Raw genomic sequence first — 20,628 nt, 5'->3', positions numbered from 1 at the left:
AGAATAATTAGTAATTTATAATCTCCCTGCTAGGCTGACCGCCATGGGATACCGGTGGGAGATCACGCGCGAAGCGGTCCGGCAGGGCGTCGTCGGAATCGTGCGGACGGCGGACGCCGCCTCGGCCGTCGCCGCCGCGCGGGCAGTGCTCGACGCTGGGCTGAAGTCGGTCGAAGTCCCGCTCACCAACGCGGGCGCGCTCGTCGCGATCGAGGAGTTGAGCTCCGCGTATCCGGACGCCACGATCGGGGCCGGCACAGTGCTCGACGAGTCGTCCGCGACGGCCGCGATCCGGGCAGGGGCCCAGTTTCTCGTGTCGCCGTCGCTGCACACCGAGGTCTTGCGTACCGCTCATCGGTACGGCGTCGCCGCGCTGCCGGGCACCGGTTCGGTGACCGAAATCGTGCGGGCGATGGAGGAAGGTGCTGATGCCGTAAAGGTTTTCCCGGCGTCCGCGCTCGGCCCGCAGTGGATCAAGGACGTGCGCGCCGCGCTTCCGCAAGCCCCGCTCGTGCCGACGGGTGGAATCGCTCCCGAGGACGTGCCACGCTGGCTCGAAGCGGGCGCCGTCGCCTGCGGGATCGGGTCGGCGCTGACCCGTGGCTCCGCCGAGGACATCCGGGCCCGAGTGGCCGCAATGGTGAGGGAGAGCTCGTGAGCGACGTCGTACTCGTCGGCTGCCGTACCGCCGAAACCGGCGGGAACGGTACCGGGATCGCGGTTTTCCGGCGCTCCGGCGGCGAGCTGACCGCGGATTCGACGGTGCCGATGGTGTCGCCGACCTGGCTGACGCAGCATCCCGCGCTGCCGATGGTGTACGCGGTCAACGAGACGAGCTACGGCGAGATCACGTCCGTTTCGGTCGACGACGGCCTGACTCCGCTCGACGTGGTCGAGTCGGGCGGGGCCAGCCCGTGCCACCTCGCGGTGACGCCGGACGGCCGGTTTCTGTTGTGCGCCAACTACGGCGGCGGCAGTCTCGCCGTGTTCGCCCTGCACTCGGACGGCCGGATCGACGGTCGCACGGACCTGGTGCAGCACACCGGGAGCGGGCCGCGCGCCGACCGGCAGGAAGGCCCGCACGTCCACATGGCGGTGCCGTCGGCGGACAGTTCGGTGGTGAGCGCCGTCGATCTCGGCACTGACGAAATCCGCAGCTACACGCTGTCTCCCCAAGGAAAACTGACTCCGCTGGCCGTTTCGCCGCTTCCGCCGGGCACGGGACCGCGGCAGCTCATGCGTGGCGCGAACGGAATCGCTTACGTGGCCGGAGAATTGTCCGGCGAGCTCATTACCATGCGGGAGACTTCGCCGGGCGAGTTCGAGTTCGTCGCGGCGACTCCTTCGACGGCAGCTGGCGGCGAATCCCTGGTGGCACACCTGGAAGTGCTCGAATCGGGAATCTACCTGTCGAACCGCGGGCCGGAATGCATCACGTCGTTCGCGGGCTCGCCGCTGCGGGCAGTGGCCGACCAGCCCTGCGGCTCTTACCCGTGGAACTTCGCCGTGACGGACGGGTTGTGCTTCACCGCAGCCTTCAAAGACGACGTCATTTCCGTTTTCCCGTTGAAGGACCTCGGAAACGCGGAGGTCCGCAAATACCCGACCGGCTCGCCGACGTGCGTGCTCCCGCTCCGGTGACCGACCATCGCCCTCGCGGCCTGCACGGACAGACCGTGGAAACGCTCGCCGCACGCATTCTGTCCGGCGAATGGCGCGAGGGCATGGTGCTGGATCTGCCCGCGCTGCGCGAGGAGCTGGACATCAGTCTCACCGCGCTGCGGGAGGCGTTGAAGGTACTGGCAGCCAAGGGAATGATCGGCGCGCGGCAGAAGCACGGCACGTTCGTGCAACCGCGCGAGAACTGGCAGCTTCTCGACGCCGACGTCATGCGCTGGCAGACCACCGCGCGCGGAAACGCTGGCCTGCTGGACGAATTGGCCGAGGTACGCGCCGTGGTCGAACCCGCGGCCGCGCGGATGGCCGCAGAACGCGCGACCGCCGAAGACCTCGCCGCGCTGGAATCCGCGCTCGACGCGATGGTCGCCGCACCGGATCTGGAAGCGAGCGTGGAGGCGGATCTGGCGTTCCACCGCAGCCTGTTGGCCGCCGCGCACAACAACTTCCTGCTCCAGATCGAACGCGTCATCGCGATCGGGTTGGCGGAGCGGGACAAACTCGTCCACAGCGCCGGCCCCACCGACGATCCGGCACCGAGCCACCGCCGAGTGCTGGACGCCATCGCCGCGCACGACCCGTCCGCCGCGGAGACCGCGATGCTGGATCTGCTGGTGAAATCCGCCGCCGACGCCGGTCGCGTCAGGAAGTGAAGGCTCGCCGGTAGGCCGTCGGCGTGGTCCCGAGGGCCCGCCGGAAGTGCAGCCGCAGGTTGGCCGGGGTGCCGAGTCCGCAGTCCCGCGCCACCCGGTCCACCGAATGGTCCGTGGTTTCCAGCAATTCCCGCGCTTTGCTGAGCCGGGCGTTGAGCAGCCACTGCAACGGAGTCGTCCCGGTTTCCTCGGCGAACCGGCGCAGGAAGGTCCGCTGCGACATCTCGGCGTGCCGAGCAAGCAGCCGGATGCTGAGCGATTCGTCCAGTCGCTGCAACGCCCATTCTCGCGTGGCCGACAGGGAAGCGTCGCCAGCTTCTGCTAGTGGAGCGGGTACGTACTGTGCCTGGCCGCCTTCCCGGTGCGGGGCGGCAACCAGACCGCGCGCGATCCGATTGGCGACCGCTGCGCCCAGATCGCGACGGACGATGTGCAGGCACAGGTCGATGCCGCAGCACACGCCAGCTGACGTGAGCACGTCGCCCTCGTCGACGTAAAGCACATCCCGATCGACCCGCACCGACGGGTATTCCCGCTCGAATTCGTCAATATATTCCCAATGCGTCGTGGCGTGCAGGCCGTCCAGCACTCCCGCCGCGGCCAGCGCGAACGCACCCGTGCAGATGGACACCACCCGACGCCCCCGCTCGCGCGCCTCGGCCAGCAGCTCGACCGCCGCCTCCGGCGTCTCGTGGATCGGGTCGTACCCCGGCACGATCACCGTGTCCGCCGCGCGCAGCTCCTCGATCCCGCCTTCGGCAGCCAGCTCGAACCCGGCGCTGGTGGCGACCTTCGGGCCGAGCGCGCACAGCGTCATCTCGTAATGCGTTTGCGGCCGGACGTGGAACACCTGCGCCGGGATCGCCAGGTCCAGCGGGAGAACGCCGTCGAGCGCGAGGACCGCGACCCGATGCACCGTCATGGCAAGATTCTATCGAAGTACGGCAATCTTGCCACTCGCCAGGTCAGAGCGGTGCGGGCCAGTCTTGAAGGCATGATCGAACTCCTTCCGGACCCCGTGGTCGCGCTGCCCGCGACTCCGCTGGCGGACGCCGTCCTCGACGTCGTCCGCCCGGTGGAATCGCCGTCGGTGTTCAACCACAGCGTCCGCACCTATCTGTTCGCCCGGCTGGTCGCCGAGCGGCGAGCGATGTCCGGCTATGACGACGACCTGCTGTTCGCCGCCTGCGTGATGCACGACATCGGCGTGGCACCGGACGGCCCGCACGTGGAACGCTTCGAGGTCGAAGGCGCCGAGCGGGCAGCCGGTTTCCTCGTCAACCAAGGGATTTCCACCGCAGACGCCGATCAGGTGTGGCAGGCGATCGCCCTGCACACCACCTCGGGCGTCGCGGAACACCGCGGTCCGCTGTGCGTACTCGTCCGCGCCGGGGTCGCCGTCGACTTCGGCGGACCGATCGGCACCGAGCACCTCGACGCCGTCACCGACGACCAGGCCGAAACGATCCACGCCGCTTACCCCCGGCTGGAGATGGTCCGCTCGCTCACCGACGCGATCGTCGCGCAGGCGGCGAAAAACCCGAAGAACGCGCCCGTACCCTCGACGCCCGCTGATTTCCTGCGCGAACGCGCGGCCGACGGCGAAACCCGGCTGGAGCGTGCCGCCCGCACGTCCCGCTGGGGCAACTGAGAAGGGAAGCCCATGTACTCCGTCACAATCCCCGAGGACTCCAAGGTCTTCGGACCGTCTGGCGCGTCCGCCTTCGCCCGCTTCGGTTACTCCGCGGCCGTCCGCGCGGGCAGCCTTCTCTTTATCGCTGGGACGATCGGCCGCCGTCCGGACGGAGAGATCGCGGAAACCATCGAGGAGCAGACCGAGATCGCGCTCCGCCGGATCGAGGAAATCCTTCGCGTAGAAGGCCTCGATCTCTCCGCGCTGGTCGACATCACGAGCTACCACGTCGACATCCACCAGCACCTGCCCGGTTTCCTGGAAGCCAAGAACCGCCTCGTGACCGCCGAGCCCTATCCGGCATGGACGATGATCGGCGTCAGCGGGCTCGCCAGTCCGGGACTGCTGATCGAAATCCGCGCCACCGCGGCGTACCCGGAATAACTGTCCTCAATGGACGCTGGTGGAGTCCGCGAGCGCGGTCCGCAGCATCCGCCCGGCCGCGGCGCGCGGGGCCGGGTCGACCGCGATCAGCGCGTTCACCACGGCTCCGTCCACGAGCGCGACCAGCCGGTCCAGCTCGTCGGGGGCCACGGGCGTCCCGGAACGGGCGAAGATCTCCGTCAGCAGTTCGTTGAGCTGCTGGGACAGCGTCCGCATCAACGGACGCAGGTACGGCCGACGTCCGGTCGCGACCAGGCGTTCGTAGCGCAGCAGGACCGCCTCGGCGTCGGCTTCCGGGTCGCCGCTCTGCGGGCCGAGCAGCATGTCCAGCACGAGTTCCACGGTCGCCTGCACGCCCCGGTTCCGGGTCGTCAGGTCCTCCAGCTGCCGTCGCCCGTTGGCCAGCTCGGTCTGCCCGTGGTGTTCCACCGCGGCGGTGACGAGCTCTTCCAGCGAATCGAAGTAGTACGTCGTGGACGCCAGCGGCAGACCGGCCCGCTCGGCGACCGCGCGGTGCCGGACCGCGTCGAAACCGCCCTCGGCCAGCAGCTCAGCAGCGGCTTCGACGAGCGCTGCCCGTCGTCGCTCGCCCTTGGGGGTGGTGGCTGCTGCCGTCATGCCCGGACATTCTGCCAGCCGCGCCGGAGGCCGCCGATCAGAACCGGGGGGCCAGCGACGCAGCGAAGCGCGTCAGGTCGGTCGCGTACGGTGCCGGATGCCCGGAAGTTCCCGGCACGCTGACCAGCACGAGAGTTCCGCCACTGCCGGTTTGCTGACGCACGGTGACGGATCCGGCCGGTTGCGTGGGCACGTTCACCGCGGTGCCGCGAGCGAACACCGCCGCGCCGATCGTCCCGTCCGGAAGCGGGAACCCCGCGCCGCGCGAGGACGTCGTACAGACGCTGCCTGGGGAAGCCTGCGCGGCGGTGAAGTGGCCTGGGAGCTCGCCAGCGAGGGCAGTGGCGAGCTCCCAGTCCACCCGTCCGCACCCGGAGGTGCCTTCGGCCCGAGGGCCGGTCCTCCCGGTTTCGCCGGCTCCCTGCCGAGACGGCTGATCCGGGAAGTCATCCCCATTGCTGAAAGGACGTGCCGCCGGCCCGCCGGGTTGCGCCGGTGCGGCCGCGGAATTCGAGGCAGAACCAGACTTATCGCTCGAAACACCCACGATTCCCCAGGTGCCGAACCCGGCGGCCACGACCAATGCCGCCGCGCCGACGGTGATCCGGTTGCGCCTGCGCAGCGTCTCCCGCTTCGAACGGCGCACCACGTCGTCCACCGAGAAGGTCGGAGGCGGCACCTCGCCCGGAACGGCGGAGAACAACGTCTCGGCCTCCCGCTCATCCATTGGTCTCCACCTCCCGTTCCAGCACCTGACGCAGATTCGCCAGCCCGCGCGCGGTCTGGCTCTTCACATTGCCTTCGCTGCAGCCCAGCGCGGCAGCCGCGGCTCCGACGTCCAGGCCGTCGAAGAACCGCAGCACCAGCACCGCCCGCTGCTTGGGCGGCACTTCCTTCAACGCCGCGAGCAGGTCCTCGCGAGTCGCGACGCGTTCGGCGAGCCCGGGACTGTCGTCCACGGGCTCCGGCAGCACCTCGGTCTGCCGCTCCCGCCGCCACGGACGCCGGGACTCGTCGATGACCGCGCGCACCAGCGTCTTGCGCACGTACGCGTCGGTCGCCGCGCGGTCTCTGATCTTCTTCCACCTCCGGTGCAACGCGACGAACGCCGTCTGCGCGAGATCGTCGGCCTTGTGCCAATCCCCGCACAGGAGATAGGCAGTCCGGCGCACTGCGTCCCGCTTCGCGGCGAAGTACTCCGCGAACTCTCGTTCGTCGCGCTGGTCCACGCGCTTTGCAGCTCCGCTCTGGCCATGTCCGGTGAAGGGACGGATCCGGGGGCGTCCACGGTTGCACGTCCGGCCGGAAACGTTCCACCCCCCCGCCGCATTGATGCCGCGCCCACCTGTGTGATGTGATCGGACTGTGACCATGACTGGGCAGCTGATCGACTTCCGTTCCGACACCGTCACCCGCCCGGACGCGATCATGCGCGCGGCCATGGCCGAGGCCGAGGTCGACGACAACGTCATCGGCACCGACCCGACCATCGCCGAACTCGAGCGCCGGGCCGCGCAAACGCTCGGCATGCCCGCCGCGCTGTGGACGCCGAGCGGGACGATGGCGAATCTCATCGCGCTGAGCGTCCACCTGCGGCGCGGCGACCGGTTCCTCGCCACCCGCAACGCGCACGTGCTCGCCAACGAACTCGGCTCGGCGGCCTGGCTGGCCGGCGGCATGCCGGACATCCTCGAACACGACGCGGGCCCGGGCCGATGCCTGCCGGAAACGCTCGAAGCGGCGATCGGCAACCCCGGCCCGTACTTCGCACTCCGCACCACGCTGTTGTGCCTGGAGAACACGCACAACGCGGCCGGCGGCGCCGTCACTCCGCCGGACGAGCACGCGCAACTGCTGTCCGTCGCGAAGCAGGCCGGACTCACCGTGCACCTCGACGGCGCGCGGATCTGGCACGCGGCCGTCGCGCTCCAGGTGCCGCCCGCCGCCCTGACGGTCGGCGTGGACTCCGTGTCGGCGTGTTTCAGCAAGGGCCTCGGCGCGCCGGTCGGCTCCGTCGTCGCGGGCAGCGCCGAGTTCGTCGAGCAGGCCCGCCGGATGCGGCAGATGCTCGGCGGCGGCGTGCGTCAGGGAGGGGTCCTCGCCGCGGCCTGCCTGGTCGCGCTCGACCGCGTCGACGAGCTCGCCGAGGCGCACGACTTCGCGAAACGGCTGGCGAACGGTCTCTCCGAACACGGCTGGGACGTGCCAACCCCGGACACCAATATCGTGCTCGCCGGGGTGCCCGACGTGCCGACCGCGCTGAACTGGCTCGACTCGCTCGGCATTCAAGCCCTGCCCATGGCGGGCAAGGTCCGGTTCGTGACGCACCGCGACCTGTCGTCCGCGGACATCGACGAAGCACTGCGCCGGATCAAATCCGGCGCCTGAACCCTGGGGGACTCGGGTGACCAACTGGATCGTGTTCGACTACGGCGAGGTGCTCAGTCTGCGCACCGCCGCGGTGCCGAAGCTGGCCGCCGCGATGGGCGTCTCGCTCGAGACGTTCGAACCGGTGTACTGGAGCGTGCGAGACCCGTACGACCGCGGCTGCACCGATCTGGAGTACTGGACGTCGATCGGCGACCAAGTGGGCGCGAAGGTGGACGACGCGCTGTCGGCCGAGCTGACCGCGCTCGACGTCGCGGGCTGGGGGCAGCTCGCGCCTGGCTCGCTGGACCTGCTGCAGTCGCTGTCCGAAGCCGGAGCCTCGCTCGCGTTGCTGTCGAACGCGCCGTCGGCCTTCGGTGTCTGGGTTCGCGAGCAGGAGTGGTCGAAGCTGTTCAAGCACACGCTGTTCTCCGGCGACGTGAAGGTCGCGAAGCCGGACGCCGAGATTTTCCAGCTGCTGCTGGACAAACTGGGCGCGAAACCGGACGAGTGCCTGTTCTTCGACGACCGCCAGGTCAACGTCGACGGTGCCCGAGCGGTCGGAATCCGCGCGCACCTGTGGGACGGAGCCGAGGCCGCCCTCGCGGCACTGGCCTGAGCATCGAAACGGCTCCCGCACTTCCTCGGTGCGGGAGCCGCGGTGTGCTCAGTATGGCTCGGCGCCGGTCAGCGGGTGATCCGCTTCGACTGCTTCTTCCCGGTGATCGCCCCGTAGGCCGCGGTGCCCAGGAACAGCACCCCGCCGATGATGCCGATCCACAGCACGGCCTTGAACACGAAGCCGATCACTGACCCGAGCACCATGAAGGCGATCCAGGCGACGATGAGCGCTCCGACGATCTTCCAGAACATGGCTCCTCCGATGCCGTTTCCGCGCCACGTCGGCCCGGTGCCCTCCAGCGTGCCATCCGTACGACGGAAACTCTCTCGTTCAGGCCAACGTTCAGGGGTATCTCCGGGTTCCCCCTGACCGGATTCACCCCAGCCAGCCGCCCAGCCGGCGCAGCCCCTCGGTCACGTCCTCGCTCGCGCCCGCGAAGGAAAACCGCACGTAACGGCCGCCGTCGACCGGGTCGAAGTCGATTCCCGGGGTGATCGCGAGGCCGGTGTCGGCGAGCAGCCGCTGGCACCAGCTCAGGCTGTCGGTGGTGTGGTCGGAGACGTCGGCGTAGGCGTAGAACGCGCCGTCGGCCGGAGCGAGCTTGTCGAGGCCGATCTCGCGCAGGCCGGCGAAGAGCAGGTCGCGGTTGCGCCGGTAATGCTCGACGTGCGCGTCCGCTTCGGCGTACGACTCCGGCGTGAACGCCGCAACCGCCGCGTACTGCGAAACCGCCGGCGGGCAGATGGTGAAGTTGCCGGTGAGGACGTCGACCGCGCGGTGCAGCCGCTGCGGCACCAGCATCCAGCCGAGCCGCCAGCCGGTCATCGCGAAGTATTTCGAGAACGACCCGAGGACCAAGGCTTCCCGGCCGTACTGCCAGGCGCAGTCGAGCTGCTCGCCGTACGAGATGCCGTGGTAGATCTCGTCGCTGATCAGTTGCACGCCGTGCGAGGCGCACCAGCCGGAGATCGCGGCCAGCTCGCCCGGCGGCAGCACGGTCCCGGTGGGGTTGCTGGGACTCGCGACGATGAGCCCGTCGATCGGCCCGAGCTGGTCGAGCTGCTCGACGGTCGGCTGGAAATTGGTCTCGGCGGTGGTCGCGAACTCGACGACCTCGCAGCCGAGGACGCTCAGCAGATTCCGGTACGCCGGGTAACCGGGCCGGGCCATCGCGACCCGCGCGCCGGGGTCGAACGCGCTGAGGAACGACAGCAGGAACCCGCCGGACGAGCCAGTGGTCATCACGACGTCGGACGCGGTCACGTCGATGTCGTAGGTGCGCCGGTAATGCCCCGCGACGGCTTCGCGCAGCTCAGGAATGCCGAGCTGTTCGGTGTAGCCGAGGGTGTGCTGTTGGAGCGCTTCCTGAGCTGCTCTGAGCACCGCCGCCGGAGCGGGCACTGAGGGTTGCCCGGCGGCCAGCGAAATCAGGTCGCCGTGGCTGCGCTGCCGCGCCTGCGCCGCGGACAGCACGTCCATCACGTGGAAAGGAGGCACGCCTGCCCGCAACGCGGGCCCGCCGAAAGCACCGATGTCGACCATGCGGCCAGGCTAACCGGCGAGCCCGCGCGCGGGGCGTGGCGTCAGTAGCCTTGGTACGCGCCGCCGTGGGCCATCGACTGGATGCCCGGCACGTTGCCGAGCGAGCCGTACCGGTCGATCGAGTACCGCACGCCGGCGATGATGTTGTCGACCGGGTTGTAGATGTTGTCGTGCCCGGGCAGCTTGTGCGCGTTGAACGTCGAGTCGATGCACTGCATCAGGCCCTTGGACGGATGCCCGGCCGCGGCGTTCGAATCCCAGTTGTTGATCGCGTTCGGATTGCCGCCGGACTCGTGCTGGATGATCGCCCAGATGTTCTTGATGTCCGCGTCGGTCACGTTCACGCCCGCGGCCTGCAGCTCCTTGATCGCTTCCTGGATCCACTGCTGGACGTTGCCGGGCGGAGGAGAGGAGGGCGGACCGCCGCTGGGGCCGAGACCGCCGCCGCCACCGCTGGCACCCCCGCCACCGCCGCCGTGGTGACCGCCCCCGCCGCCACCGCCACCGCCATGGCCGGTGTGCAGACCGCCGGTGCTCTGCGGAACGGTGCCGTCCGAGTTGGGGAGCGGGACCTCCGAGTAGCCGCCGGTGATCTGGGTCTGCATCAGGTTTTGCGACTTCTTGACCATGTCATCGGCTTGGCTCAGCAGCGGGTCGATCGTGGCTTCGGCGTCGCTCGCCGTTTTCTGGTTCGCGGCGTTCGCCTCGGCGATGATCTGGTCGGCGGACTTCGCGGGTGCCGGGTTCTTCTCGTCTTTCGCGTGCGCGGCCTGCGCGGCTTGGGCGTCCTGTGCGGCCTTCGTCGCCTTTTGGATGCAGTCGTCGATCGCCTTTTTCGCGTCGTCCATCGCGTGGCCGACCTTGGCCTTGATCCCGCCGAGGTCGCTCGACAGCTGGGTCAGGTCCTTGCCGACGTCGTCAAGATGCCCCTGCACCTTGGCGCCCGCCGTGGTGATCTGCCGGACGTACTCCACGAAGGAGTCCGCCGCCGGACCTTCCCACACCCCACCGGCCAAAGCATCGGTGGACGACTTCAGTTCTTGACTGTGGTCGCCTGCCCGCTTCGCAGCCTCGCTGAACTGCTGCCCGGCGTTGCTGATCGCGACCGGGTTGATCTTGTCGACCTTCTGGGCCTTGTCGACAACGCCCTGCCAGTTCGGCGGATAGTCGATCAGCGCCATGCTCTTGCCCCCTCGTGCCTGCTCAGCGGTCTTCGTGCACAGTCAGGTCGGTCTTGTGGACCTGATCGGTCTCCTGGATCAGCCCCGCGGCCTTGCGAAGGATGAAGCCGGTCGCCTCCATCAGCTTCCCGGCCGCGTCGAACTCGCTGTGCACGCCCTGTTTGAATGTGCCGACCGCACTGTGCACGTCCTTCGAGCCGCCCATCGTGCCGAACGGGCTTTCCGGCTCGTCGTCAACGCCGGTGAGGTGCTTCTTGGACTTTTCGAACTCGTCCTTCAGCTTCTCCACGTTCCTGGCGGCAATGGCCATGGAATCCGGGTCGTAGACAGGCACCGTTCGTCATCCCCTTCGCGACACTCGCTTCCCGACCAGTTCGGACGTTCCACTCCCCAGGTCGGTTCCCGTGTTTACTCTAAGACTTCGGACGCGTGCCGTGTGCAGTTCTTCGCGACTTCCGGCCGCGAACCCCCGAACCGGGTTAGAGCAAGGTCAAAACGGGAGAAAACGGTCTGCCTCAAGGCGTCAAATCGCGGCCTGCAACTCCCGCACCCGCTCCGCCAGCACCGCGTTGTCCGCCGGGCTTACCGTCGCCCAGGTGTGGCCGTCCGAATCGTCGGTGAGCTGGAACAGATACCGCCCGGAATCGGTGTCGTAAAACGCCGCCACGTGCGGTGACCGGCGCACCGTTCCGTCCCGCAGCACGCGTTCCGCGCAGAACTGGCCGCGGGCGGCCTGGCCCATCAGCATGCCCGCCAGCTCCTGCGCTTCCCACAACGCCACGCCCCGGTCCTCCAAGGCCGTGACCAGCGCTTTCGGATCACCAGCGGCAGCCGCGTCGGCGGCGATGAGCGTGCTGTGCAGTACCGAGACCGACTGGCCGACGCCCGCGTCGAGCGATCCGGCGACCGACACCACGGCGTCGGCGAGCGCGCTGGCGTCAGCGGGAATCAGCCACACCTCGTCCCGGTCGACCACGGCGAGCACGGCTTGGCTGCCCCGGCTCACCGCCCGGCCGTGGATCTCGCGGTCCGCCCACACCCACACGTCCACCGCTTCCCTCGGACGCGCCAGCAAATGCAGCTGGTCGAGCACCGTCCCAGAAGGACGGCGGCCGCGCGCCAGCCGTCGCTGCGCCAGCGAATCCCAGACGGACTCGATCAGTTCGGCCCGTTCGCTGTGCGTGCGCCCCGGCGACGGAACCGCGAGCGCGGCCGGACGCCCGCCCAGGTCCAGCGATTCCCACAGCACATCGAATTCGAGGGCGGTCAGTACCAGGTTCACGGCCGGCGCACGTCTCCCGTGCCGTCGCCGAGGACGTCGCGCGTCACCATCCGGCCGTCGGCGAACAGATCCTTGTCATCCACTCCGAAGCGGCGCACGTGCTCGTCGTCGCTTTCCTGCGGCGCGGCTTCGGAGAGGAATTTGGCGTCACCGCCGCCCGATTTCGGCGCGATCTGCTCGGCTTTCCGCAGCGCGACGGCTTCTTCCTCGGGAAGCTCGTCCACCGGCAACGGCCGGACCAGACCTTTCTGCTCACCTTCCGGCGCTCGGCCTTGCCGTTCGCGGTCTCCGGAAAGCGCGCCACCGGCCACTCCCGCGCCCAAAGCGGCAGCGCCTGCCCCGATTTCTCCGGGCGACGCTCCTTCTCCGCGCAGGACCGGGGCATTGCCGGGGGTTTCGGCGGCGGGGGCCGGCGGCGTCTGCGGGACACTGCCGACCAGTCGACCTCGTTGCAGCGCTTGGTTTTCGTGACCGCCACCGCTGCCGCCCGCGGCACCGCCGGGATTTCCCGCCAAGCCACCGCCGACCGCGGAACGCCCGGATCCGCTGGTCCCACCGAAACTTTCCGAACTGCCCACGGTTCCGCGGTTAGCCGGACCGCTTTCGGATCCGCTGCCAGTCCCACGCGGACCAGTCGGCAGAAACGACCCGGACTCCCCGGGCCGCATTCCGCCAGGAACCCGCGAACCACCCGAAGTGCTTGGCACACCAGAACTTCCCGGCCCGCCGGTGGAACCGACCGACCGAGGCGCACCAGGCAATCCCGGCTCGCTGACCCGAGGCGTGCTCCCCGGTGCCTTCTCCCAACCCGACGGCGGAGGAGGCGAAGACGGCGGCACGTAACTGGCCGCGACCACCGGCGCAGCTGGCCGAGCCGCCGGTGCTGGCGAGGGCGTGCCGTAAGCAGGCGTCGGCGGATCCGCAACCGGAGCAGGAGGCGGCGGCGGGGGAACGTACTCCGACTTCACCGACGCCGCGGCCGGCCGCACCTGGCCGTCCGGTGTCACGTCGACCGCCGCGGCCGCGCGGTCGACCGGGCTCGGCCCGCTGCCGGGCTGGACCATCGTCAGCGACTGCGGCTGGCTCAGCGGTTCGGTGGACAGCAGGTTTTCCCCGCTCTGCTGGGCATAGGCGTTCAACGCCTCGACCGCTTGGCCGCGCGCGTTGTCCGCGGCTTGCACCGCGGCCGCGTGATCGGTCTCGAATCCGAGGAAGCTCGCCACCGAATCGAGGAGGGTGAGGCTCTCTGCGCCTTTGCGCACCGCGGCCGGATCGGGCAGCTTGTACTTGGTGCGGTTGAACGCTTCTCCTTGCGCGAAAAGCATTTCCGCGGTGTGCGTGACCTTCTGCATCGCGTCCTGCGAGAAGCCCGCCTGGTCGGACAGCACCTGCCCGGCCTGTCCGCCCGCCTGGCTCTGCCATTCGACGCCCAGCTTCGCCAGCTGATCGCGCAACGTGTGGTCGGTGCTCGCGAGCGCGGTCGCGATTTCCCGCAACGCCTCGACCGCGGTGGCGATGCTGGCGATTCCGTCGCCGGTGCCGAACTTCTCGATCTCGTCGGCGATGGCGGTGTCGGTCCACCCGTCGAAACGGTGGTCGCGGATCCTGCCCGCGAGTTCGGAGATCTCCACGCGCCCTCCCTAGGTCCGGTTCTTCAGGCCCTGCACGGCCAGGCCGGCGGCCTGGGTGGCGATGTCGCACAACTGCGGCTGGCTGAACGCGCCCGCGGTGACCGCGAACTCCTGTGCCGCGATGGTCTGTCCCGCGGCGACGCCGACGAGCACCTCGCAGTCGGCAGGCGTGCCCGCCGCGCGGTAGTTCGTGATCGCCGGATAGCCCTCGACGCTGGTCGGCGCGGTGGTCATGCTGTTCTTGCGCCGCGATCCGGTGAGCCACTCCTGCACGTCCGCGCTCACAATCCGCAAGTGCAGCGCGTGGAACGGCTCGGTCTTGTCCGAGTCGAACACGCAGGTGGGCCCGTCCTTCGCCTCGGCGGCCTTGCGCGGCACGCTCGTGACCTTCAGCAGGTCGAGCTGCGCCTGCCCGAGCAGATCGCACGGATCGGTCCCGGCGATCGGCAAGTCCGACGGCCGCGGCGGCAGTGCGGCGGCTTTCGTCTGCTGCGCCAGGGAGCTCATCGCGGGCTCTACGGGGTACGCGGTGCCTTGCTCACCCGACGAGCAGCCCGCGACACCGAGTACCGCGACGACGGCGAGAACTGGCTTAGTGGATGCCGTGCGCACCGCGGTCCCCGAACGCCGCGGCCTTGTCCGCGTCGCTGGCCTCGTACGTCTTCGCTGCTTCGCGCAACTGTCCGACAAGCTTGTGCAGATTGGCGACGTACGCGCGCACCTGCGCGGCGTACGACTGATCGCCTTCCGCGACAACGGTGTTCCACGCGGCCATGGCGTTCACGCTCACCGTGTCCGACGAAGGAGTGTCGACGCGCAGCTCGCCCAGCCGCGTGAGGAGCTTGTCTTCGAGCGCACTGACCTGCTCGTCGACCACCCGCGCGACCTCAAGCAGCTTCGCCGGCTCAACGACGATGTCCGCCACGCCCGGCGCTGCCGGTACCGACGAAGCCAGGTCGGTGAGCGGTGTGCTTCCCGGCATGCGCTAACCCCTCCCGTGATACGGACGGTGACCGTACGGACCCGTTTCGAGGCTACCAACCGGCGCGTGAACCCGTGGCGAACTTCGTGGAGAAGCCGCTCAGGCGGGTGCGGTTACTTCCCCGTTGGCCGCGCGCAGCGCGATGTCGGTGCGGTGGTGCGAGCCAGCGAGGTGTACGCGCTCGACAGTCTCGTACGCGTGCTTACGCGCTGCCTTAAGCGTCTTACCAGTGCCGACAACCGACAGCACGCGTCCGCCAGCCGAGATCACCGCACCGTCGTCGCGACGCCGCGTACCCGCGTGAAGCACGCCTTCGATCTCTCCGCCGGTGATGACGTCACCAGTGCGCGGCTTGCCCGGGTACCCGTCCGCGGCGATTACGACGGTGACCGCAGCGCCGCCCGACCACTCCAGCGGCGGCAGCTCAGCGAGCTTCCCGGTGGCCGTCGCGTTCAGCACGGACAGCAGCGGCGTACGCAGTAGCGCCAGCACAACCTGCGTCTCGGGGTCGCCGAAGCGGCAGTTGAACTCGATCACCTGCGGGCCTTCCGAGGTGAGCGCGAGGCCGGCGTACAGCAGGCCGGAGAACGGGCAGCCCCGGTCGGCGAGTTCGTCCACCACCGGCTGCACGACTCGCGCGACGACGTCGTCCACCAGATCGGCGGGCGCCCACGGCAGCGGTGCGTACGCGCCCATGCCGCCGGTGTTCGGGCCGGTGTCGCCGTCGCCGACGCGCTTGAAGTCCTGCGCGGGCAGCATAGGCACGACCGTGCGGCCGTCGACGAAGCAGAACAGCGACGCCTCCGGACCGTCCAAAAAGGACTCCAAGAGGACCGGGTGCCCGCCGTCGAGCAGCATCAGCGCGTGCTTGCGCGCGACCTCGACGTCCTGCGTCACGACCACGCCCTTGCCCGCGGCGAGACCGTCGTCCTTCACGACCCAGGTGGGCCCGAAGCGCTGAAGCGCGGCGTCGAGGCGCGCGGGAGTGTCGACAACCTCGCTGCGAGCCGTCGGCACCTTCGCGGCCGCCATGACGTCCTTCGCGAACGCCTTCGATCCCTCGATGCGCGCAGCCGCGGCAGACGGTCCGAAGCAGGCGATGCCCGCTTCGCGCACCGCGTCGGCGACGCCCGCGACGAGCGGCACCTCCGGCCCAATCACGACGAGGTCGGCCTTCCACTCCTTGGCCAAGGCCGCTACGGCCTCCGGCTCGGCGAGCTCGACCCCGAGCTGCTCCGCGACCGCAGTCGTGCCGGCATTGCCGGGGGCGCAAGCGAGCGCCGTGACCGCGGGGTCGCCTGCCACCGCGAGGACGAGTGCATGCTCCCGAGCGCCGGAGCCGATTACCAGTACGCGCACGCGGGACAGCGTAACGGTGCGTGTCGCGCGGCGGCAGCGCGCCGTCCGCGACCCCGGACTGGACCAGACACGCGACTGGTCCGGTGCGCGCTCAGCCCCGCGCGAAGCTTGTCCGGATTCGGGTGCCATCGACCGTTTACCCGGTTGTCAACCACTCGTCCGACTGGTGCCGTGCGCCCGACGCTTGCAGCGGTGAGGGTGACGCTGTTAGTCGTGGCGAGCTGCGGATCGCCCGGTAGAGAAAGGTGCCCCATGAAGCGCAAACGCCTCGGCGTGCTCGCCCTGTCCGGCCTGGCCCTGCTCGGCGTCGCCGGCCTCGCGATCGGCCCGGCCGCCGCGAGCGAGGAGACGGCCGCGGGTGCGGCCGCGCACGGTCCCCGGCACGATGGCCCGGTGATCGTCGGACACCGGGGCGCGCCCGGCTATCGCCCGGAGCACACGCTCGCGTCGTACGAACTCGCCTACCGGATGGGCGTGGACTACGTCGACGTCGACCTGGTGCCGACCAAGGACGGCCAGCTCGTCGCCCGGCACGAGCCGGAGATCGGCGGCACCACCGACGTCGCGGCCCATCCGGAGTTCGCCTCGCGCAAAAAGACGAAGGTCATCGACGGCACCACGATGACCGGCTGGTTCACCGAGGACTTCACGCTCGCCGAGCTGAAGACGCTCTACGCCAAGGAGCGGATCCCGCAGAACCGGCCGAACAACCAGCTCTACGACGGCCGCTACCGGATCGCGACGTACCAGGAGGTGCTCGACCTGACCCAGCGGCTCGGCCGCGAGCTGCACCGGACGCTGGGCACCTACCCGGAGGTCAAGCACTCGACCTACTTCTCGTCGATCGGCAACCCGACCGAGCCGAAGCTGGTGTCGATCCTCGACCGCAACGGCCTGAACCGGCCGAACGCGCCGGTGATCATCCAGTCGTTCGAGGTGTCGAACCTGCAGGCGCTGCACAAGCAGGTGCGGGTGCCGCTGCTGCAGCTGACGGAGGCGAAGGGCGCTCCGGCGGACTTCGTCGCGAAGGGCGACAAGCGCACCTACGCCGACCTGGTCACGCCCGCCGGTCTGCGCGAGATCGCGAAGTACGCGAAGTACCTCGGCCCGGAGAAGGGGCAGATCATCCCGCGGGACGCGCAGGACAACCTCGGCAAGCCGACCACGCTGATCGCCGACGCGCACCGCGCCGGGCTTGAGGTGCAGCCCTACACCTTCCGCAATGAAAACCCGTTCCTTCCGGCGAACCTGCGCTCCTCGGCAAGCCCGAGTGCGTTCGGCAACGTGTTCGCGGAGGAAGCGGCGTTCCTGAAGGCCGGGGTCGACGGGTTCTTCGCCGACCAGCCGGACACCGCACTGGAGTCGGCGCGGGACTTCACTGGTCGCTGATTTCCGTTTGCAGGCTTAGGTTTTCTTCTCGGGCCGCCGGTGACGTTCGTGTTCACCGGCGGGCCTTTTCACACCGGGAAACGGTGGACAGGCTGCCCGCCGGCGTCGTCGTGCCGCCCAGGACGAGATGCTCAGTCATCGTGACGATGGAGTGCTCCGCGGAGCGCGCGGGCGACAGTCCGTTGCAATCGCCGCAGGATCTCGATCGTCTCCTCATCCGAAAACCCGGTCGTAATCGGCCAATCCATCCCGGACCCGAACACGTCGCTGGCGAACACGATTTCGGTAGCTGCCATCAGCCGCCGCCAGTCCCGAGGACTCAGCGGATCACCCGCGACGAGCGCCGCTCGCAGCCGGAACCTCTCCTCGTGCAGATCAGCCACGCTCCGAAAGTCCATCGCCACCGCGAGCGCCTCGGTGCAGTGCGCTGGTCCGCCCCATTCAGCCAGTCCGCACCGCAGCACCTCGCGCTCATCCTCAGCGAGTTCAATCGCCACCAAGTCTTCGGCGTTCACCGGCGAATCATGGCCTGCGTGCTCACCCACCCACAGATGACCGGTTCGAGTGATGCTTTCTCGAACATCAGTTCGACATACTGGGTTCATGATGATCACCGAAACCCGGACCGCCCTGCGCCGTTCGGAGGAGCTTTCGCCCAGCTACCAGCGAAACCTTGACACCCGCGAACGGAGAGGGCTAACTTCTGCCCACTCTCAATGGTCTGTCCGCATACCTTTCAGGTGGGTGCCCGATGGATGTCTCCGACCAGCAGACCGGCCAACCCGACGAAGACAGCGCTCGCCTGCACGCGCTCGGCTACGCGCAGGAACTCAAACGCACGATGTCGGCGTTCTCCAACTTCGCCGTGTCGTTCACGATCATCTCGATCCTGTCCGGCTGCCTCACGCTGTACGGCTTCGGCATGAAGACCGGCGGCCCGGCGGCGATGATCTGGGGCTGGCCGATGGTCGGGCTGTTCGTGGTGCTGGTCGGGCTGGGCATGGCGGAAGTGTGCTCGAGCTACCCGACCGCGGGCGGGCTCTACTACTGGGCGGCGAAGCTGGCGACCCGCAACGGCCCGGCGTGGTCGTGGTTCACCGGCTGGTTCAACCTGATCGGGCAGATCGCGGTCACCGCTGGCATCGACTTCGGAGCCGCGCTCTTCCTCAACGCGTTCCTCGATCTGCAGTGGGGCTTCAGCGCGACGCCGGGGCACACGATTTTGCTGCTGGCCGTCATTCTCGTCGTGCACGGGGCGCTGAACACCTTCGGCGTGCGAGTGGTGGCGGTGCTGAACAGCGTCAGCGTGTGGTGGCATCTGCTGGGCGTGCTGGTGATCGTGGGCGTGCTCGTGTTCGTGCCGGCGAAGCATCAGGAAGCGTCGTTCGTGTTCGGCAGCTTCGTGAACCAGACCGGCTGGGGTTCCGCGCCGTATGTGTTCTTGCTGGGTTTGCTGCTGGCGCAGTACACCCTCACCGGCTACGACGCCTCGGCGCACATGACGGAGGAAACCAAGAACGCCGCGAAAGCGGGACCGCGCGGAATCATCAACTCGATCCTCGTGTCGCTGGTCGCGGGCTGGATCCTGTTGATCGGCCTGACGTTCGCGATCCAGGACTACGACGGAGCCGTCAATTCGGCCACGGGTGTTCCGCCGGCACAGATCTTCATCGACGCGACCGGAGCCGTGACCGGCAAATTCCTGCTCCTGATCTGCATCGGCGCACAGTTGTTCTGCGGCATGGCGTCAGTGACCGCGAACTCCCGCATGATCTACGCCTTCGCCCGCGACGGCGCGATCCCGGGTTCGAAGATCTGGCACAACATCAACAAACGAACCCAAACCCCGACCAACGCAGTATGGCTCGCGGCCGGTGGCGCACTGGTGCTGGCGTTGCCGTACCTGTGGAGCGCGACGGCTTACGCGGCAGTCACCTCGATCGCGACAGTGGGCCTGTACGTCGCGTACGTGATCCCGGTCTTCCTCCGCGTCCGCCGCGGCGACAGCTTCGAGAAAGGCCCGTGGAACCTGGGCCGCTGGGGCAAACCGATCGGCATCGTCGCGACGGCGTGGGTCGTGGTGATCTTCGTGCTCTTCATGCTGCCGCAAGCAAGCCCCATCACGGTCGACACGTTCAACTACACGCCGATCGCCTTCCTGGTGGTGCTGGGAGGAGCGGCCCTGTGGTGGGTCTTGTCCGCGCGGAAGTGGTTCACCGGCCCGAAGGTGCAGGGCTCGGCGGAGGAATTGGCCGCCGTGGAAAAGGAACTGAAGGAGCTCGGCTAGTCCCGCGAGTTCTCGAGACTGCCGACCGTTCTCCACCCTGCGTCGCTTCGCCTGGCGTCCCTTCGCCTGGTGCCGGTCTGCCCGGCTTCGCTTGGCCCCGCAGCGTGCCGTCTGGCATCGCACGGTCTGGCAGCGTGCCGTCTGGCATCGCACGGTCCGGCGGTGTGCCGTCTGGCATCGCACGGTCTGGCAGCGTGCCGTCTAGCGGCGTTCGGTCCAGCGGCGCGCCGTCCGGCGTCGCACGGTCCGGCGGCGTGCCGTCTGGCATCGCACGGTCTGGCAGCGTGCCGTCTAGCGGCGTTCAGTCCAGCGGCGCGCCGTCCGGCATCGCACGGTCCAGCGGCGTCGTCCGGTCCGACATCGCTCCGCCGAGCGCCTGATCGGAGCCTGCGAACGGGAGTCTGGTCGGCCGCTCGCCGAACCGCCGTGTGCCGACCGCGTCGCCCGACCGGTTCATCCGCGGCGAGGCGGACCGGCTGCCACAGCATCGCTGGGCTCGCCCGCCGTCGCCTGCCCGCGACTGCCTCGGCAGAGCCGTTTTGCCCACGGTCAACCGCTACTTGCGGTGTCGCCGGGCGGCTTGACTCACTACGACCAACCATTCCGACGTTCGCGCCGCCCACGGTTTCCGCCTCAATGCAAGGCGGCTGTCCCGTCCACCCCGTGACCCACCCGGGCGCGACGCTTCCTGGCCGTCGCCGTCCGCCAAGCCACCGCGTCGATGCCGGGTCGCCACCCGACCCGGCCACCAGGCCGCAGGTGCTGCCCCCCGAACGGCGGGGCGCGATGCCCGCGTCGATCCGCCTCCGCCCATCACCATCCGCCAACCGCCGCCGAGCCCGATACCGCTGACCCGAAAGGACCCGCTCACCAACGCCTCACGAAGCCCACCAACAAGCCGCCCTCCGCCCGCAACCCACCCGTCCACCTCGTCCCGAAGGGAGTCCCGACACGAACCCAC

General features: G+C 69.0%; 24 protein-coding genes. 9 read left to right on the top strand and 15 right to left on the bottom strand.

The features are described 5' to 3' along the window. Positions 1-43 precede the first annotated feature (43 nt). Genes ATK30_RS20280 through ATK30_RS20270 form a run of 3 tightly spaced genes read left to right on the top strand, consistent with a single transcriptional unit; the run spans position 44 to position 2,330 of the window. Positions 44-658 (top strand): bifunctional 4-hydroxy-2-oxoglutarate aldolase/2-dehydro-3-deoxy-phosphogluconate aldolase, encoded by a 615-nt coding sequence (locus ATK30_RS20280; protein ID WP_101436945.1) that lies wholly within the window; start codon positions 44-46, stop codon positions 656-658. Next, the gene (locus tag ATK30_RS20275; RefSeq protein ID WP_101436944.1) at positions 655-1,641 is read left to right on the top strand and encodes a lactonase family protein; all 987 of its coding nucleotides are present in this window, start codon (positions 655-657) and stop codon (positions 1,639-1,641) included. Before ATK30_RS20280 ends, ATK30_RS20275 begins: the two co-directional genes overlap by 4 nt. Continuing rightward, positions 1,638-2,330, top strand: a complete 693-nt coding sequence (locus ATK30_RS20270; protein WP_101440951.1) for a FadR/GntR family transcriptional regulator — start codon at positions 1,638-1,640, stop codon at positions 2,328-2,330. Before ATK30_RS20275 ends, ATK30_RS20270 begins: the two co-directional genes overlap by 4 nt. On the opposite strand, the gene ATK30_RS20265 is transcribed toward ATK30_RS20270, so the two are convergent. Continuing rightward, positions 2,320-3,252 (bottom strand): GlxA family transcriptional regulator, encoded by a 933-nt coding sequence (locus ATK30_RS20265; RefSeq protein ID WP_101436943.1) that lies wholly within the window; start codon positions 3,250-3,252, stop codon positions 2,320-2,322. The genes ATK30_RS20270 and ATK30_RS20265 overlap by 11 nt on opposite strands. 72 nt (positions 3,253-3,324) lie before the next feature. Here ATK30_RS20265 and ATK30_RS20260 point away from each other — a divergent pair, with 72 nt between their 5' ends. After that, positions 3,325-3,981, top strand: coding sequence for an HD domain-containing protein (locus tag ATK30_RS20260; protein ID WP_167441958.1), 657 nt, complete (start codon positions 3,325-3,327; stop codon positions 3,979-3,981). Between the two features lie 12 nt (positions 3,982-3,993). After that, positions 3,994-4,407 carry a RidA family protein gene (locus ATK30_RS20255; protein ID WP_101436941.1) on the top strand — a complete coding sequence of 138 codons (414 nt, stop codon included), beginning with the start codon at positions 3,994-3,996 and terminating at the stop codon, positions 4,405-4,407. A gap of 6 nt (positions 4,408-4,413) precedes the next feature. Here ATK30_RS20255 and ATK30_RS20250 read toward each other — a convergent pair whose 3' ends face one another. Genes ATK30_RS20250 through ATK30_RS20240 form a run of 3 tightly spaced genes read right to left on the bottom strand, consistent with a single transcriptional unit; the run spans position 4,414 to position 6,254 of the window. Then, positions 4,414-5,025, bottom strand: coding sequence for a TetR/AcrR family transcriptional regulator (locus ATK30_RS20250; protein ID WP_101436940.1), 612 nt, complete (start codon positions 5,023-5,025; stop codon positions 4,414-4,416). A 37-nt stretch (positions 5,026-5,062) separates the two neighbouring features. Further along, the gene (locus tag ATK30_RS20245; protein WP_101436939.1) at positions 5,063-5,752 is read right to left on the bottom strand and encodes a hypothetical protein; all 690 of its coding nucleotides are present in this window, start codon (positions 5,750-5,752) and stop codon (positions 5,063-5,065) included. Beyond that, the gene (locus ATK30_RS20240; RefSeq protein ID WP_101436938.1) at positions 5,745-6,254 is read right to left on the bottom strand and encodes a SigE family RNA polymerase sigma factor; all 510 of its coding nucleotides are present in this window, start codon (positions 6,252-6,254) and stop codon (positions 5,745-5,747) included. The genes ATK30_RS20245 and ATK30_RS20240 overlap by 8 nt, the downstream gene beginning before the upstream one ends. A gap of 142 nt (positions 6,255-6,396) precedes the next feature. On the opposite strand from ATK30_RS20240, the gene ATK30_RS20235 reads away from it, so the two are divergent. Together ATK30_RS20235 and ATK30_RS20230 are read left to right on the top strand one after the other, a co-directional pair. After that, positions 6,397-7,413: a threonine aldolase family protein gene (locus tag ATK30_RS20235; protein ID WP_167441957.1), complete on the top strand. Its 1,017-nt coding sequence runs from the start codon at positions 6,397-6,399 to the stop codon at positions 7,411-7,413. Positions 7,414-7,429: 16 nt separating this feature from the next. Beyond that, complete coding sequence (locus tag ATK30_RS20230; RefSeq protein WP_101436936.1) at positions 7,430-8,011, top strand: HAD family hydrolase; 582 nt, start codon at positions 7,430-7,432, stop codon at positions 8,009-8,011. A 68-nt stretch (positions 8,012-8,079) separates the two neighbouring features. Here the strand turns inward: ATK30_RS20230 and ATK30_RS20225 are convergent, their stop codons facing one another. The 9 genes from ATK30_RS20225 to purD form a co-directional block, all read right to left on the bottom strand. After that, positions 8,080-8,265, bottom strand: coding sequence for a hypothetical protein (locus ATK30_RS20225; protein ID WP_101436935.1), 186 nt, complete (start codon positions 8,263-8,265; stop codon positions 8,080-8,082). Positions 8,266-8,389: 124 nt separating this feature from the next. After that, entirely contained in the window at positions 8,390-9,556 is a 1,167-nt protein-coding gene (locus ATK30_RS20220) for a pyridoxal phosphate-dependent aminotransferase (RefSeq protein WP_101436934.1), read from the bottom strand. A 41-nt stretch (positions 9,557-9,597) separates the two neighbouring features. Beyond that, positions 9,598-10,737: a transglycosylase SLT domain-containing protein gene (locus tag ATK30_RS20215; protein WP_101436933.1), complete on the bottom strand. Its 1,140-nt coding sequence runs from the start codon at positions 10,735-10,737 to the stop codon at positions 9,598-9,600. A 22-nt stretch (positions 10,738-10,759) separates the two neighbouring features. After that, on the bottom strand, positions 10,760-11,071 hold the full coding sequence (locus tag ATK30_RS20210) for a hypothetical protein (RefSeq protein ID WP_101436932.1): 312 nt from the start codon (positions 11,069-11,071) through the stop codon (positions 10,760-10,762). A gap of 189 nt (positions 11,072-11,260) precedes the next feature. Further along, positions 11,261-12,019, bottom strand: coding sequence for an ESX secretion-associated protein EspG (locus ATK30_RS20205; RefSeq protein WP_101436931.1), 759 nt, complete (start codon positions 12,017-12,019; stop codon positions 11,261-11,263). Continuing rightward, positions 12,016-13,650: a PPE domain-containing protein gene (locus ATK30_RS20200; RefSeq protein ID WP_101436930.1), complete on the bottom strand. Its 1,635-nt coding sequence runs from the start codon at positions 13,648-13,650 to the stop codon at positions 12,016-12,018. The genes ATK30_RS20205 and ATK30_RS20200 overlap by 4 nt, the downstream gene beginning before the upstream one ends. A 9-nt stretch (positions 13,651-13,659) precedes the next feature. Then, entirely contained in the window at positions 13,660-14,262 is a 603-nt protein-coding gene (locus tag ATK30_RS20195) for a DUF3558 family protein (RefSeq protein ID WP_101436929.1), read from the bottom strand. Beyond that, on the bottom strand, positions 14,243-14,632 hold the full coding sequence (locus ATK30_RS20190) for a PE domain-containing protein (RefSeq protein ID WP_037354127.1): 390 nt from the start codon (positions 14,630-14,632) through the stop codon (positions 14,243-14,245). The genes ATK30_RS20195 and ATK30_RS20190 overlap by 20 nt, the downstream gene beginning before the upstream one ends. Before the next feature lie 99 nt (positions 14,633-14,731). Then, positions 14,732-15,991, bottom strand: coding sequence for a phosphoribosylamine--glycine ligase (gene purD, locus ATK30_RS20185; RefSeq protein WP_101436928.1), 1,260 nt, complete (start codon positions 15,989-15,991; stop codon positions 14,732-14,734). A 252-nt stretch (positions 15,992-16,243) separates the two neighbouring features. Here purD and ATK30_RS20180 point away from each other — a divergent pair, with 252 nt between their 5' ends. Continuing rightward, positions 16,244-17,380, top strand: coding sequence for a glycerophosphodiester phosphodiesterase (locus ATK30_RS20180; RefSeq protein ID WP_101436927.1), 1,137 nt, complete (start codon positions 16,244-16,246; stop codon positions 17,378-17,380). Positions 17,381-17,511: 131 nt separating this feature from the next. Here ATK30_RS20180 and ATK30_RS20175 read toward each other — a convergent pair whose 3' ends face one another. After that, positions 17,512-17,895, bottom strand: a complete 384-nt coding sequence (locus tag ATK30_RS20175; protein WP_244194668.1) for a hypothetical protein — start codon at positions 17,893-17,895, stop codon at positions 17,512-17,514. 236 nt (positions 17,896-18,131) lie between these two features. On the opposite strand from ATK30_RS20175, the gene ATK30_RS20170 reads away from it, so the two are divergent. After that, positions 18,132-19,667, top strand: coding sequence for an amino acid permease (locus ATK30_RS20170; protein ID WP_101436926.1), 1,536 nt, complete (start codon positions 18,132-18,134; stop codon positions 19,665-19,667). Between the two features lie 301 nt (positions 19,668-19,968). On the opposite strand, the gene ATK30_RS45065 is transcribed toward ATK30_RS20170, so the two are convergent. Next, the gene (locus tag ATK30_RS45065) at positions 19,969-20,124 is read right to left on the bottom strand and encodes a hypothetical protein (protein WP_158242483.1); all 156 of its coding nucleotides are present in this window, start codon (positions 20,122-20,124) and stop codon (positions 19,969-19,971) included. Positions 20,125-20,628 lie beyond the last annotated feature (504 nt).

Origin of the sequence: Amycolatopsis echigonensis, from assembly GCF_002846615.1 — a bacterium.
GTDB lineage: Bacteria > Actinomycetota > Actinomycetes > Mycobacteriales > Pseudonocardiaceae > Amycolatopsis > Amycolatopsis echigonensis.
The sequence above is the reverse complement of the archived record's forward strand: the minus strand, read 5'-3'. Positions and strand labels throughout refer to the sequence as shown.